Here is a 15,725-nt window from a genome sequence, read left to right as displayed (position 1 = left end):
GTGGCCGAGTAGCCGAGCGGCGCGGTGCCACCGGTGGCCGTGATCTGCAGGTTGGCCGAGCCGTTCAGCGCGGTGGACTGGTTGCCCGGGTTGGTGACGGTGACGCCGCCGCTGGGCACGGAGCCGACGTTGACGCCCGCCCAGGCGGTGGCGACCGCGTTGTACTCGGCGCTGCTCGCGCCGTACAGGTCGGTGGCCGCGCTGAGCGTCGCGGTGCGCGCCGCAGCGTAGTTGGTGGTGGAGGTCATGTAGACGGTGAGCGCGCGGTACCAGACCGCCGCCGCCTTGTCCCGGCCGATGCCGGTGACGGTGATGTTCCCCTGGGTCGGCGAGTTGTAGCTGACGCCGTTGATGACCTTGGCGCCGCTGCCCTCGGAGAGCAGGTAGAAGAAGTGGTTGGCGACGCCCGAGGAGTAGTGGACGTCCTTGTTGCCGACTGTGGAGGACCAGTAGTCGGCCGAGGCGCCGTCCTTGGAGGGCTTGTCCATGTAACGGAGCGGCGTGCCGTCCCCGTTGATGTCGATCAGCTCGCCGATCAGGTAGTCGGGGTTGTCGGTGGGGATGTTGGCGGAGAACTCCACCATCGTGCCCATGATGTCCGAGGTGGCCTCGTTGAGGCCGCCGGACTCGCCCGAGTAGTTGAGGTTGGCGGTGGCCGCGGTGACGCCGTGGCTCATCTCGTGGCCCGCGACGTCGAGTTCGGTCAGCGGGTGGGTGTTCCCGGAGCCGTCGCCGTAGGTCATGCAGAAGCAGGAGTCGTCCCAGAAGGCGTTCACGTAGTTGTTGCCGTAGTGGACGCGGCTGTAGGCGCCGACCCCGTCGTTGCGGATGCCGTTGCGGCCGAAGGTGTTCTTGTAGTAGTCCCAGGTGGCCGCGACACCGTAGTGGGCGTCGACCGCGGCCGACTCGCCGTTGGCGGCGGTGCCGTCGCCCCAGCTGTCGGTGGACTTGCTGTAGAGGGTGCCGGTGCCGGACGTCCCGTGGTTCAGGTTGGTGGTGTACATCCCACCGCGGGTGGCGTCCTTCAGCTGGTAGGTCGAACCCGACTGTGTGGTACCGATGTTGACGTTGCCGACGAAGACGCCCTTGCCGGTGCCGGCCTGGATGCCCTCGAACTTCTGGATGACCTGGCCGGTGGTGGCGTCGGTGACCACGTGCAGCTTGCTCGGGGTACCGTCGGACCCGGTGGAGGAGACCACGGTCTCCCAGGCCAGTCGCGGGCTTTCACCGGCGGCCCACACGACCAGACGGGGCGCGGTGTCCAGTGCGGAGCCCGACTCGGCGGCCAGCGCGGCGGACTGCGCCGTGGGCGCGGCCAGCTTCGGCGAGGTGCTCACACCGGTCAGCGCGGCGGTGCTCGCCCGGTCCACGCCCTTGGTCGCGCCGCTCGCGCTCTGGTGCACCACCAGATCGCCGCCGAGTACCGGAAGGCCGTTCAGGGTGCGCTCGTAGCGCAGGTGACGGGTGCCGTCCGCGTCCTGGACGACGTCCTTGGTGACCAGCTTCTCCTCGCTGCCCAGGCCCAGGGTCTGGGCGAGGGTGGCGGACTGCTGGGTCGCGGTGGCGATCAGCTGCGCCCGGTTCGCCACCGACTGCGGGCCGGCGGCCGGCACGTCGGGGGTGGCCGCCTGCGCGATGACCGGGATGCCGGTCACCAGCAGCGCGGTGGTTGCGGCCATGACAACCGCTGCCTTCCGGGCCTGGGTGTAGCGGGACATGCGGACTCCTTTTCCGACCGGCGCGGGGTGCGCGCCCGGTGGAGAGAACCTGGCCGCGGGGTTGCGGCACAGTGGGGGCCCCCGCCGCCGGTGTGCGGCGCGGGTGCGGTGACGGAGCGAAGGTGAGTTACAGAGGGGGATGCGCTGTACCTGACCTGGGACAGCTGCACCGGGGGGTGGGGCCCCCACGTCTGCAGCCGGAGGAATCGTGGCAGCAAACGAGCCGTTAATGACAGATGCATGCCAGGGATTGGCCGATTAGCAACTCCGCCCGTTCATCCACCGAACCGCCAACTGTGTTACGGGTACGGGAACTTACGACGATGGGTTTCATTACCACCGAAAGAGTTCGATCACTTCCGGCGGGCACTGACCAGCACTCCGGGCCCGATCCGGGTCCGGATACTGGACAGCGGTGCCCGGGTCGCGCGGCACCTCGCCTTTCCGGCCGTGCCAGTGACCGCTTTCGGCCACCGGCCGTCCGGAAACGCACCGGGCCCCGCACCGCCGAGGTGGCGGCGCGGGGCCCGGTGCCGGCGGTCCGTCAGCTCTGGACGAACACCGCCACGGTGCGGCCCGGCACGGTGAAGGTGCCGGTCGCCGGGTCGAAGCCGGACCGGCCGACCACCTGGTCACCGCCGCCCGCCTGAACCGGGTGCAGGGCCTGGGCCGTCCCCCTCAGGGCGGCCACCGTCTGGCCCTGCGCGGTGGGCGTGGCGTTGAACACCACGGTGACACCCTTCTCCGCGCCCTTCAGCCCGGTGCCGTCCAGGTGCAGGGTGATCACCCCGGGGGTCTCGCCGGGCGTGCCGGAGAGCGGGTAGGAGAGCCGCCGCTGGACCTCGGCGAGGGTGGGCAGCGAGAACAGCGGCGAGGACTGCTTGATCCGCAGGAACTGCTGGTACTGCGCGGTGGCCGCCCGGATGTCGGCGGCCCCCACCGTCAGCCTCGGGTCGGCCAGCAGGGACTTGGCGGTCGGCCACATCTCCTGGTTGTCGGCCGCCATCGGCACGCCCCGGCCCCAGCCGTTGCCCTGGGCCGGGTCCCAGTGGATGGCGTTGAACCAGTCCCCCGAGTCGTAGGAGTTGGCGTCCAGCGACTTGGAGCGCAGCAGGTCGCTGCCGGCCTGGGCGAAGCCCGGGCCCTGGGTCAGGGCGGTCAGCGACAGCGCGAGCGCCTGCATCCGGGCCCGGTCGGCGGGCGCGGTGCCCACCGGGAGCTTGTACGCCAGCGCGTCGAACAGGTCGGCGTTGTCGTGCGCGTCCACGTACTCCACCGACTCGCCGGGCCTGGCCGCGTAGCCGGTCGGGGCGCCGTTGTAGTCGACGCCCGCGCCGGTGACGGCCCGTCCGGAGCTGTCGGTGAAGGAGTAGCCGGCCAGGTTGCCGGTGAGCGCCACCTTCAGCTGGTCCATCTGGTGCAGCAGCCGGGCCTTCTGCTGCTCCGCGGTCCCGTTGTCGGGCGAGCCGTTCGGGTCGGTGTACAGGCCCGAGGCGAAGCCCTGCTGCGGGGCGGAGGAGAGCTGGAAGTTGCCGCCGCGCGCCGCGTCCCGGATCCGGTCGTCGAAGGTGGCGATGCCGGTGCCGGCCATGTTCAGCTGGGTGGCCTGCTCGAAGCGGGCGTTGTTCGCGACCGCGCCGAAGTTCCAGCCCTCGCCGTAGAGGAAGACGTTCTTCCCGTCGACGCCGTCCGAGTCCGGCGTCATCCCGCGCAGCGCGGCCTGCACGTCCAGCATGGTGGACTTCGGGTCCAGGCCCATCAGGTCGAAGCGGAAGCCGTCCACCTTGTACTCGCGGGCCCAGGTGGTGACGGAGTCCACCACCAGCCGGTTCATCATGGCGTGCTCGGGCGCGGTGTCGGCGCAGCAACTGTCCGTGGTGACCTTGCCGTTGGCGTCGAGCCGCTGGTAGTAGCCGGGGACCACCCGGTCCAGCACCGAGTGCTCGGCCTGCCCGCTCGCGGCGGTGTGGTTGTAGACCACGTCCAGCACCACGCGCAGTCCGGCCGCGTGGATCGCCTGCACCATCTGCCGGAACTGCACGGTCCGGGCGGTGCCCCCGGGGTCGGTCGCGTACGAGCCCTCCGGCACGTTGTAGTGCAGCGGGTCGTAGCCCCAGTTGTAGGCGTCGTCGGCGGCGACGGCCGCCACGCACTCCTGCTGCTTCTCGCTGTCCGCCGCGAGGGACGCGAGGTCGCAGGCCGGCAGCTTCTGCTCGGCCCGGTTCTCCCGGATGGTGGCGATGTCGAAGGTCGGCAGCAGGTGGACGGTGGTCACCCCGGCCTTGGCGAGCTCGCGCAGGTGCCGCATGCCCGCCGACTCGGACTCGGTGAAGGCCAGGTAGGTGCCGCGCTCGGCGGCCGGCACGGTGGTGTCCTCCACCGAGAAGTCCCGGACGTGCAGTTCCTGGATCTGCTGCCGCGCGGGCGGGACGGCCTTCGGGACGGCGTGGTTCTCCCAGCCCTGGGGCTTGAGCTCCCTGGCGGCGAGGTCGGCGACCAGACTCCGCTTCGAGTCGGCGGCGAGCGCCACCGAGTACGGGTCGGTGACGGTGTTGGTCACCAGCCGCTGGACGGACGGCGCCCAGACCTTCACCTGGTACAGGTAGTACTTGCCGTCCAGTTCGGCCTTGTCGCGGACGAGTTCCCAGACCCCGGTCTCCTCGTCGAGCTTCAGCGGCACCGTCTTCGGGGTACCGCCGGCCGCGCTGTCGAAGAGCTGGACGGAGACCTCCTGCGCGGTCGGCGCCCAGACCGAGAGCGCCACCTTGCCGTGGTAGTACGCCGGGCCGAAGTCGACCCGGCCGGTGCGGCGGGCGTACAGGTCGTCCAGGACGCCGGGGATCTGCACCCCGGTGGCCGCCAGGACCGCGCCGCTGGGCAGGTGCTCGGTGAAGAGCAGCTGGCCGCGGAGCGCGACAGGGACCCGGGCGGCGTCGCGGGCGTCCACGGTGAAGGCCCGGTAGCCCGCCAGATGCGGGTACTTGGCCTTCTGCGCGTCGGTGAGACCGCCCGCGGCGGGCTCCAGCCGGATCCACCGGCCGGGCCTGGTCAGCGCGCCCCGCTCCGCGCGGATGCCGCCCTCGGGGTCGTACACCAGCTGGGCGCTGGTGCCGCCGGCCAGCGCGGCGTCGTTGGCGCCGTAGCCGGCGGGCACCACCACCGTCCTGGCGTCGATCCACTGGGCCCTGGCGGAGCCGAGGTCCAGTTGCGCGGAGGCGGCGGCGTTCTGCGGCAGCAGGTAGCCCTCCCGGCCGCCGAGGATCCAGACCTCGCGGCCGTTGACGGCGAGGTCCAGCGACTGGTCGTTCGGCAGGTCCTTGTCGTTGCCCCGGTGCAGGATGTAGCTGAGGCTGGTAGCGCCGGGGGCGAGCGGCACCTCGAAGACGGCGCCGAAGGCGTCGCGGCGCACCGGCAGCAGCGGGTTGCCCCAGTCGGTGGGCTTGGCGGCGCCGGTCCAGTCGTGCAGGCCCCAGCCGTCGTAGTCGCCGTCGGCCCGGTTGTAGTGGATGACGGCGGTGTCGGCGGGCTGGGTGTCGACCGGGCCGGGGTTGGCGGTGCGGACGGTCGGGTCGCCCTCCTTGAGCCAGATCTCGCCGGTGGCGCCGACATCGAGGTGGCGGTCGGCGTCCACGTCCTTGACGCCGTCCTTCTCGACGACGAAGCCGACGTCCGAGGCACCGCTGCGCAGCTTCACGTACGCGAAGGCGCCGTACGCGTCACGGCCGGTGAACCCGTGCCCGGCGGGCCACTGGGTGGCCTCGCCCTCGGCGAGGTCGCCCCAGGCGTAGAGGTTCCAGCCGTCGTAGTCGCCGTTCTTGCGCTGGTAGTGCACGACGGCGTACGGGCGGGCGGTGGCGCTGGGCACCGGCGTGGGCGCGGGGGCGCCGGTGGTGAAGGCGCCGGTGGCGGAGCGCAGATGGCCGCTGGAGTCCTGCACGACGGCCTTGTAGCGGACGACGGTGCCGGGCGGCACGGCGCCCAGGTCCTGGGTGACCCGGAAGAGTCCGCCGCCGGCGGAGCCGGACGAACCGCTGTCGGCGGTGCCGAGCACCTGCCAGGGCGCGGTGCCGACCTGCGCGGCGAAGGTGACCCGGTCGAAGCCGCCGCCGTCGGCCGCCGCCCCGATGGTGACGGTGCCGCTGGAACCGTCGGCCGGAGGTGCCAGGGTGAGCCGCGGGGCCGCCGCGACCGGGGCGATCCTCCCGGCCGCCTTGAGGACGACCGAGGAGAGCGCCGGGACGGTGACGGTGACCGTGCGGTCCGCGCCGCTGGTCAGCCGCTCCCCCGCCGCCGGGTAGATCCGGTCGAAGCCCTGGCCGGCCGAGAAGGTGTCCAGGGTGACGGTCTTCGCCTCGGTGGCGTTGTTGACCGCGACCAGGTACTCGACCTGCTGCCCCGCGTCGATCCGGGAGAAGGCGTACACGCCCGCGCCGTCGGCGGCGTACCGCTCGATCTGGGCGCCGTCGGCGAGCGCCGGGTGGTCGCGGCGCAGCTTGGCCAGGCCGGCGATGCCCTGGTACAGCTCGCCGCCCCGGCCGTAGCGGTCGGCGGAGCCCGCGGTGCCGCCGAGCACCCGGTCGCTGTTGTAGGAGGGGGTTCTGGAGGCGAACAGGTCCTGCCGGGCGTCCTTGTCGCCGCCCGCGCCGGTGAAGCCCTGTTCGTCGCCGTAGTAGACGACGGGCTGGCCGCGGGTGAGGAACATCAGCTCGTTGGCGAGCCGGTCCTTCTTCAGCAGGGCGGCCTCGCCGGCGCCCGGGTTGTCGCTCTGCAGGAAGGAGCCGAAGCGGCCCATGTCGTGGTTGCCGAGGAAGGTCGGCAGCTCGTAGGCGTCGGTGTCGGCGGTGGTGTAGCGGTAGTCCTGGCCGTAGACGTCGGCGAGGTTCTTCGCCGAGCCGCCCTGGGAGACATAGGAGCGGGCGGCGTTCTGGAACGGGAAGTCCAGCGTGGCCTGGAGCTTCCCCTTGGTGACGTACGGCGAGGTGACCGCCGGGTCGCCGGAGTAGACCTCGCCGAACATGAAGAACTTCTTGTTGCCCTGCTTGGCGGCGAAGTCCTTGAGCGCGGGCGCCCACTGCTGCCAGAAGGCCATGTTGACGTGCTTGACGGTGTCGATCCGGAAGCCGTCCACGCCGGCGTCCTTGACCCACTGCTGGTAGACCTTCTCGAAACCCTTGACCACCTTGGGGTTCTGGGTGTCGAGGTCGTCCAGGCCGGAGAAGTCGCCCTCGGTGGCGGACTCGCCGACGAAGGTGGAGTCGCCCCGGTTGTGGTAGAGCGAGGGGTCGTTGAGCCAGGACGGGGTCTTGGCGGTGGCGTCGGCCGGGTTGCGGAAGACCGGGGAGTAGGGGAAGGAGTCCTTGGTCAGCTTCGGCCAGGGGGCGCCCCGGTCCGCGACGGCGGTCTCGTCGACCGGGTTGCCCTCGGTGTCCAGCACCGGGTAGGCGCCGGTGGAGCGGTAGCCGTACTGCTTCTGCTGGTAGTCGACGACGTCGGCGGTGTGGTTGGTGATGACGTCGAAGAAGACCTTGATGCCCCGCGCGTGCGCCTTGGCTATCAGCTCCTTGAGCTGGTCGTTGGTGCCGAAGTGCGGGTCGACCTGGGTGAAGTCGGTGATCCAGTAACCGTGGTAGCCGGCCGACGCTCCCCCGGGGTCGCCGGCGCCCTGGACCGGCTTGTTCTTGAAGATCGGGGCCATCCAGATCGCGGTGGTCCCGAGGTCCTGGATGTAGTCGAGCCGCTGGATCAGGCCGGCCAGGTCGCCGCCGTGGTAGAAGCCCTTGTCGGCGGGGTCGAAGCCGTTCTCCAGCCGGCCGCCGACGATGCCTCCGGTGTCGTTGCCCTGGTCCCCGTTGGCGAAGCGGTCCGGCAGGACGAAGTAGAACTGCTCCCGGGTGAGGTCGTGCCGCCCGGCGGTGGCGGCGAGCGCGGCGTCCGAGGGCGGACCGGGCGGGGCCGCGGCGAGGGCCGCGGGGGTGCCGCCGAGGGTGGCGGCGGTCAGCGAGGCGGCGAGCAGCGCGGCCGTCCGGCCGGGTCTGCGGTGCGGGGTGGTGCTCCGCCGGCGGCGGGGCGGGACATCGGCCACTGAGGGCTCCCTTGCGAGGGAAAGGGGTGATCGAGTTTCCAGGACGCTAGCGGCCTGCAATATGTTTCAGCAAGATGCAGAAACCGTTTCGTGCTGGGAAACCTGGCCTTTCGCGCCGTGTCCGGACCCCCGACTGCCCGGTCCGATCCGGTCGGCGTGACAATGGGACGCATGCCCGTCCCACCGGTTCGCACCAGACCCGATCGCACCCCCCGTCCCGGTGGGATCCGCCCCCTAGCCCTCAAGGGGGACAGCTGGTGAAGAATCCACTTCCGGAGGATGAGCAGACGGCTACGGGACGTCTGGCAGACTTCTCGTCCATGGGGGAACCGACCGAGATCCAGCAGAGCGGCGCCGAGCGCGCCGGTGCGGCGCGCGGTGGCGGTTCCGAAGCGGGCCAGGCCTCATCCGGCCGGACTCCCGACGGAGCCACCCGACCGCCCCAGTCCCGTACGGCCGCGCTGCGCGGCCGCATCCGCGAGCAGCGCCGGTCGCCGGCCCGCCCGCGGATCTGGTTCGAGCTGGCACTGATCGGGATCAGCTACTGGATCTACTCCCTGGTCCGCAACGCCGTCCCCGAGCAGGCCACGGTCGCCCAGAAGCACGCCGGCTGGATCTGGGAGTTCGAGCAGAACCTCGGCATCGCCGTGGAGCGCTCGGTCAACCACGCGGTGGACAGCGTCGGGTGGCTGATCGTGGGGATGAACTACTACTACGCGACGCTGCACTTCGTCGTGACGATCGGCGTGCTGGTCTGGCTCTACCGCTGGCACCCCGGCCGCTACGTCGCGGCCCGCACGGTGCTGTTCGTCACCACCGGCATCGCCCTGGTCGGCTTCTTCTTCTTCCCGCTGGCGCCGCCCCGGCTGATGACCGACGGCGGTTTCATCGACACCGTCGCCGTCCACCACACCTGGGGCTCGATGGCCTCCGGACCGGCCAAGCACGTCTCCAACCAGTTCGCGGCGATGCCCTCGATGCATATCGGGTGGTCGATGTGGTGTGGTCTGACGATCTTCTTCCTGGCCCGGGCGTCCTGGGCCAGGGCCCTCGGCCTGCTCTACCCGATCGCCACCCTGGTGGTGATCGTCTCGACCGCCAACCACTTCTGGATGGACGCCGTCGGCGGTGAGATCTGCCTCATGATCGGCTTCGTCGCGGCCCGGCTGATCTACCACGTCTGGCCCTACCGGCTGCCCAGGGCACCGGCCCGGGAGACGGTGGAGGCACCGGTCACCGTCCCGGAGCAGTGGAGCGAGCCCGCCATGAGCGCCCGGCGGTCCTGACCCCGGTCCTGGCCCCGGTACGAAGGGCCCGCGGAGATCCGTCTCCGCGGGCCCTTCGCCGTCCCGGCGGCCTCCTCGCGAGGCCCGTCCCGGCCCGCGCCGCCTCAGCCGTAGAACAGCCGCTCCACCACCGCCCGGGCCCGCCGGGTGGTGCGCCGGTAGTCGTCCACCAGCTCGCCGCTGTGCCCGGCCCCGTACCCGAGGTAACGGGCCACCCCGGCCAGCTCGCGGGCGTCCCCGGGGAAGCTGTCGCCGGGCCGGCCGCGCACCAGCATCACCGCGCCGCGCACCCGGGAGGCCAGCACCCAGGCGGCGTCCAGCACCGCCGCGTCCTCGGCCCCGACCAGCCCCGCCCCGGCGGCCGCGGCCAGCGCCGCCCTGGTCCGGGTGGTGCGCAGCGCCGGCACCCGGTGCCCGTGCTGGAGCTGGAGCAGCTGGACCGTCCACTCCACGTCCGCCAGACCGCCCCGGCCGATCTTGGTGTGGGTGGTCGGGTCGGCGCCGCGCGGCAGCCGCTCGGTCTCGATCCTCGCCTTGATCCGGCGGATCTCCACCAGGTCCCGCTCGGACACCCCGGTGCCCGGGTAGCGCAGCGGGTCGATCAGCTGCCGGAACCGCTCCCCCAGCGCCTCGTCCCCGGCCGCCGGCTCGGCCCGCAGCAGCGCCTGGCTCTCCCAGGCGTGCGACCAGCGCCGGTAGTACGCCGCGTACGAGGCGAGGGTGCGCACCAGCGGGCCGTTGCGGCCCTCCGGGCGCAGGTCGGCGTCGACCAGCAGCGGCGGCTCGGTGGACGGTGCCCCGAGCAGTGTGCGCAGCTCGTGGCAGATGCTCTGGGCGGCCCGGGCCGCGTCGTGCTCCAGGGAGCCGAGCAGCGGCTCGTGGACGAAGAGCACGTCCGCGTCGGAGCCGTAGCCCATCTCGTGCCCGCCGAACCGGCCCATCGCGATCACCGAGATCCGGGTCGGCAGGGCGCCGTGCTGGGCCTCCCAGCCGGCCACGCAGGCGCGCAGAGCGCCCTGCAGGGTGGCCGCGTTGAGCGCGGTGAGCGCCTCGCCGACGGTGTCCAGGGCCGCGCCGGGGTCGTCGCCGAACCGGCCGAGGACATCGGCGGCGGCGGTGCGGAACAGCTCGCGGCGCCGGACCGAGCGGGCGGCGGCGACCGCCCCGGCGGTGGTGCCGGCCCGGCCGACGGCGGCCAGTATCTCCTGTTCGAGAGCGGGCCTCCCGCGCGGCACCAGGCCCTGCCGGTCGCCGAGCATGGCGACCGCCTCGGGGGCGCGCAGCAGCAGGTCGGGCGCGAGGCGGCCGGCCGAGAGGACCCGGGCCAGCTGCTCGGCGGCGGCGCTCTCGTCCCGCAGCAGCCGCAGGTACCAGGGGGTGCGGCCGAGCGCGTCGGAGACCTGACGGAAGTTGAGCAGCCCGGCGTCCGGGTCGGCGGAGTCGGCGAACCAGCCGAGCAGGACCGGCAGCAGGGTCCGCTGGATGGCCGCCTTGCGGCTGACGCCGGAGGCGAGCGCGGCGAGGTGGCGCAGCGCGGCGGCCGGGTCGGCGTAGCCGAGCGCCTCCAGCCGGGCGCGGGCCGCGTCCGGGGTGAGGCCGGCGGCGCCGGGCGGGAGCTCGGCGACGGCGTCCAGCAGCGGGCGGTAGAACAGCTTCTCGTGCAGCCGGCGGACCTCGACGGCGTGCCGCTTCCACTCGCGCTGCAGGGCGGCGACCGGGTCGGTCCGGGTGTCGCCGTTGATCAGCGGGGCGAGGGAGCGGGCGAGGCGGCGCAGGTCCTCCTCGCCCTTGGGCATCAGATGGGTGCGGCGCAGCCGGTGCAGCTGGATGCGGTGTTCCAGCGAGCGCAGGAAGCGGTAGGCGGCGTCCAGCGAGGCGGCGTCGGCCCGGCCGACGTAGCCGCCCCGGGAGAGCGCGGCCAGCGCCTCCAGGGTGTTGCCGCTGCGCAGCGCCGGGTCGGTGCGGCCGTGGACCAGCTGGAGCAGCTGGACGGAGAACTCGACGTCCCGCAGGCCGCCCGGGCCGAGCTTGAGCTGGCGGTCCAGCTCGGTGGCGGGGATGGAGTCGACCACCCGGCGGCGCATCTGCTGCACGTCGGCGACGAAGTTCTCCCGGGCGGCGGCCTGCCAGACCAGCGGGGCCAGCTCCGTCAGGTAGGCGAGGCCGAGTTCGGCGTCCCCGGCGACCGGGCGCGCCTTGAGCAGGGCCTGGAACTCCCAGGTCTTGGCCCAGCGCTGGTAGTACGCGAGGTGGCTGGCCAGGGTGCGGACCAGCGGGCCGTTGCGGCCCTCGGGGCGCAGGTTGGCGTCCACCGGCCAGATGGTGCCCTCGCCGGTGGTGTCGGCGCAGAGCCGGGTGAGGGCGGCGGCGAGCCGGGTGGCGGCCTTCACCGCCTCCTGCTCGTCGACGCCCTCGCGCGCTTCGGCGACGAAGATGACGTCGACGTCGGAGACGTAGTTGAGCTCCCGGCCGCCGCACTTGCCCATGCCGATGACGGCGAGCCGGCAGGCGCGGGCGGCGTCCGGGTCCTGCTCGGCGGCGATGTCGAGGGCGGTCTGCAGGGTGGCGCCGGCCAGGTCGGCGAGTTCGGCGGCGGTCTGGGTGAGGTCGGTGGTGCCGGTGAGGTCGCGGGCGGCGATGGCCAGCAGGCAGCGGCGGTAGGCGATCCGCAGCGCGTCCGCCGGGCTGCCGCCCTCGTTCTCCCGGACGCCCTGGTGGAGCGCGCGCAGGAAGTCCTCCGGACCGGGGTGCATGTCGCGCAGCTCGAAGGTGACCAGGGCGTGCCAGTCGTGCGGGTGCCGGGCCAGGTGGTCGGCGAGCGCGGTGGACGCGCCGAGCACGCCGAGCAGGCGGTCGCGCAGCGGCTTGGAGGTGGCGAGGGTGTCCCGCAGGGTGTGCCGGTCGGTGGCGTCGGCGGCCTCCAGCAGCCGGGCCAGCCCGAGCAGCGCGAGGTCCGGGTCGGCGGTGGCGCCGAGCGCGTCCAGCAGCAGCGGGTCGTCGGCGAGCTCCTCCAGCCCCGGCCCGGCGAGCAGCCGTACGGCCTGCGCGGGATCGGTGAACCCGCGCCGGACCAGTCTGATCTCCGGCCGGCTGATCCGGCTCCCGGCCCGCTGCTCCTCCACCGTCATCGCCCCTCCGGCTCCCGGCTCCGACCTGCTTCAGCAGGTTACGCGGCCCGGCCCCGCCGTGCCGCCGACGGCACCGGGCCGGCCGGTCCGGGCTCCGGCCGGCCCGGCCCGCCCGTCCCGGGCTCAGAGCACCTGGAGGTTCTTCCGCAGCTCGAACGGGGTGACCTCGGAGCGGTACTCCTCCCACTCCTGGCGCTTGTTGCGGAGGAAGAAGTCGAAGACGTGCTCGCCGAGGGTCTCGGCGACGAGTTCGCTGCGCTGCATCAGGTCGATGGCCTCGCCGAGGTTCTGCGGCATCGGCTGGATGCCCAGGGCGCGGCGCTCGGCGTCGGTGAGCGCCCAGACGTCGTCGTCGGCGCCGGGCGGGAGTTCGAGGCCCTCCTCGATGCCCTTGAGGCCGGCGGCGAGGGTGACGGCGTAGGCCAGGTAGGGGTTGCAGCCGGTGTCCAGCGAGCGGACCTCGATCCGGGTGGAGCCCTGCTTGCCGGGCTTGTACATCGGCACCCGGATCAGGGCCGAGCGGTTGTTGTGGCCCCAGCAGATGTACGACGGGGCCTCGCCGCCGGCGCCGGCGGTGCGCTGCGAGCCGCCCCAGATGCGCTTGTAGGAGTTCACCCACTGGTTGGTGACGGCGGCCGTCTCGGCGGCGTACTTCAGCAGGCCTGCGATGAAGGACCGGCCGACCTTGGAGAGCTGGTACTCGGCGCCGGACTCGTGGAAGGCGTTGCGGTCGCCCTCGAAGAGGGAGAGGTGGGTGTGCATGCCGGAGCCCGGGTGGTCGGAGAACGGCTTCGGCATGAAGCTGGCGTGCACGCCCTGTTCCAGTGCGACCTCCTTCATGACCAGGCGGAAGGTCATGATGTTGTCTGCGGTGGAGAGCGCGTCGGCGTAGCGCAGGTCGATCTCCTGCTGGCCGGGTGCGCCCTCGTGGTGGGAGAACTCCACCGAGATGCCCATCGACTCCAGCATGGTGATCGCCTGGCGGCGGAAGTCGTGGCCCACCCCGCGCGGGGTGTGGTCGAAGTAGCCGGACTGGTCGGCGGGGATCGGCGCGGTGCCGTCGCCGGGCAGGTTCTTCAGCAGGAAGAACTCGATCTCGGGGTGGGTGTAGAAGGTGAACCCGAGGGCGGACGCCTTCTCCAGGGTCCGCTTCAGCACGAACCGGGGGTCGGCGAAGGACGGCGAGCCGTCCGGCATCAGGATGTCGCAGAACATCCGGGCGGTCCCCGGTGTCTCCGAGCGCCACGGCAGGATCTGGAACGTGGTCGGGTCCGGCTTGGCGATCATGTCGGACTCGTAGACCCGGGCGAAGCCCTCGATCGCCGAGCCGTCGAAGCCGATGCCCTCCTCGAAGGCCTGCTCCAGCTCCGCCGGCGCCACCGCGACCGACTTCAGGAACCCCAGTACATCGGTGAACCACAGCCGGACGAACCGGATGTCACGCTCCTCGAGCGTACGAAGCACGAACTCCTGCTGCTTGCCCATGGGGACAGTCTCACCTCTGCTCTTTACGTTCGCGTTACGCCCGGAAGCCACCCGGGAGCGGCTTCCCCCATCATGTCCGATCACCGCGCGGGAGGGCAGTGGTGACCCCCCGGCGGAGACATTGCGTCAGATCGACGATTACACTCGGAGCCATGCCCAATCTCCGTCTCGCCCTGAGCCAGATCGACCCGTGGGTCGGTGACATCGCCCGCAACAGCGATGAGGTGGTGCGCTGGACCAGGCAGGCCGCCGACGCCGGTGCCCAGCTGGTCGCCTTCCCCGAGATGGCCCTGACCGGGTACCCGGTCGAGGACCTCGCCCTGCGCCGTTCGTTCGTCGAGGCGTCCCGCTCGGCGCTGGTCGGGCTGGCCGCGCGGCTGGCCGACGAGGGCCTGGGCGAGGTGCCGGTGGTGGTCGGGTACCTCGGACGCTCCGAGCACGCCTCGCCGCGGTTCGGCCGGCCCGCCGGGTCGCCGCAGAACTGCGCGGCGGTGCTGTACCGGGGCGAGGTGGCCACCCGGTTCGCCAAGCACCACCTGCCCAACTACGGCGTGTTCGACGAGTACCGCTGGTTCGTCCCCGGCGACCAGCTGCCGGTGCTGCGGCTGCACGGGGTGGACGTGGCGCTGGCGATCTGCGAGGACATCTGGCAGGACGGCGGCCGGGTCACCGCCGCCCGCGAGGCCGGGGCCGGCCTGCTGCTGGTGATCAACGGCTCGCCGTACGAGCGGAACAAGGACGACGTCCGGCTGGAGCTGGTCCGGCGCCGGGCCGCCGAGGCGGGCTGCCCGCTGGCGTACGTCAACATGGTCGGCGGCCAGGACGAGCTGGTCTTCGACGGCGACTCGATCGTGGTCGGCGCGGACGGCGAGGTGCTGGCCCGCTCCCCCCAGTTCGAGGAGCACCTGCTGGTCCTCGACCTCGACCTGCCGGCCTCCGGCAGCGACCAGACCGACGGCCTGCTGCTCAGCGACGGGCTGCACCTGGTCCGCACCGAGCTGGCCGGCGAGCCCCGGCCGGCCCCGGCCATCAAGGTCCCCCCGGCCGAAGGGTGGGAGACGCTGACCGCCGAGGTGGCGCCCCGGGTCTCGGACGAGGCGGAGATCTGGGCCGCGCTGGTCGCCGGCACCCGGGCGTACGTCACCAAGAACGGCTTCCGGTCGGTGCTGATCGGCCTCTCCGGCGGCATCGACTCGGCCCTGGTGGCCGCCATCGCGGTGGACGCGATCGGCGCCGGGAACGTGTACTGCGTCTCGATGCCGAGCCGCTACTCCTCGCAGCACTCCAGGGACGACGCCGCCGAGCTGGCCCGCCGGACCGGGCTGCACTTCCGGACCGTGTCGATCGCCCCGATGTTCGACGCCTACCTGGCGGCCACCGAGCTGACCGGGCTGGCCGAGGAGAACCTGCAGTCCCGGCTGCGCGGCACCCTGCTGATGGCGATCTCCAACCAGGAGGGGCACATCGTGCTCGCGCCCGGCAACAAGAGCGAGCTGGCGGTCGGCTACTCCACGCTGTACGGCGACTCGGTGGGCGCGTACGGGCCGATCAAGGACGTCTACAAGTCGCTGATCTTCCGGCTCGCCCGCTGGCGCAACGAGGAGGCCGAGCGGCGCGGCGAGGTGCCGCCGATCCCGGAGAACACCATCAGCAAGCCGCCGTCCGCCGAACTGCGGCCGGACCAGGTGGACAGCGACTCGCTGCCCGACTACGACCTGCTGGACACCGTGCTCGACCTGTACGTCGAGGGCGACCAGGGCCGCGACGCGATCGTGGCGGCCGGCTTCGACCCGGCGGTGGTGGACCGGGTGGTACGGCTGGTCGACACCGCCGAGTACAAGCGCCGGCAGTACCCGCCGGGCCCGAAGATCTCCGTCAAGGGCTTCGGCCGGGACCGCCGGCTGCCGATCACCAACCGCTGGCGGCGCGGCTAGGGACCGTATCGGGTTGTGATCAAAGGGCAGTCTGGGTGAGGTCTTTGATCCAGATCATCGAGGCGCGGAGGTGGAGGCCGGCGAGGTAGCTC

At 72.3% G+C, this 15,725-nt stretch carries 6 protein-coding genes; 2 read left to right on the top strand and 4 right to left on the bottom strand.

Features of this window, described 5'->3' with window-relative positions; all coding sequences use genetic code 11:
* Both ACIO5D_RS38210 and pulA read right to left on the bottom strand, forming a co-directional pair.
* Positions 1–1,718 (bottom strand): M4 family metallopeptidase (locus ACIO5D_RS38210; protein WP_400800898.1); only part of this gene is annotated, 1,718 nt, incomplete at its 3' end.
* 544 nt (positions 1,719–2,262) lie between these two features.
* Positions 2,263–7,800, bottom strand: a complete 5,538-nt coding sequence (gene pulA / locus ACIO5D_RS38205) for a pullulanase-type alpha-1,6-glucosidase (protein ID WP_400800895.1) — start codon at positions 7,798–7,800, stop codon at positions 2,263–2,265.
* 320 nt (positions 7,801–8,120) lie between these two features.
* On the opposite strand from pulA, the gene ACIO5D_RS38200 reads away from it, so the two are divergent.
* Positions 8,121–9,086 carry a phosphatase PAP2 family protein gene (locus ACIO5D_RS38200; RefSeq protein WP_363609967.1) on the top strand — a complete coding sequence of 322 codons (966 nt, stop codon included), beginning with the start codon at positions 8,121–8,123 and terminating at the stop codon, positions 9,084–9,086.
* Positions 9,087–9,190: 104 nt separating this feature from the next.
* Here the strand turns inward: ACIO5D_RS38200 and ACIO5D_RS38195 are convergent, their stop codons facing one another.
* The gene (locus ACIO5D_RS38195) at positions 9,191–12,214 is read right to left on the bottom strand and encodes a bifunctional [glutamine synthetase] adenylyltransferase/[glutamine synthetase]-adenylyl-L-tyrosine phosphorylase (RefSeq protein ID WP_363609969.1); all 3,024 of its coding nucleotides are present in this window, start codon (positions 12,212–12,214) and stop codon (positions 9,191–9,193) included.
* Between the two features lie 123 nt (positions 12,215–12,337).
* Entirely contained in the window at positions 12,338–13,699 is a 1,362-nt protein-coding gene (locus ACIO5D_RS38190; protein WP_363609971.1) for a glutamine synthetase family protein, read from the bottom strand.
* 152 nt (positions 13,700–13,851) lie between these two features.
* Here ACIO5D_RS38190 and ACIO5D_RS38185 point away from each other — a divergent pair, with 152 nt between their 5' ends.
* Positions 13,852–15,633: an NAD+ synthase gene (locus tag ACIO5D_RS38185; RefSeq protein WP_400800892.1), complete on the top strand. Its 1,782-nt coding sequence runs from the start codon at positions 13,852–13,854 to the stop codon at positions 15,631–15,633.
* The last annotated feature ends 92 nt before the right edge of the window (positions 15,634–15,725 follow it).

Origin of the sequence: Kitasatospora sp. NPDC087315, assembly GCF_044744345.1 — a bacterium.
GTDB lineage: Bacteria > Actinomycetota > Actinomycetes > Streptomycetales > Streptomycetaceae > Kitasatospora.
The sequence above is the reverse complement of the archived record's forward strand: the minus strand, read 5'-3'. Positions and strand labels throughout refer to the sequence as shown.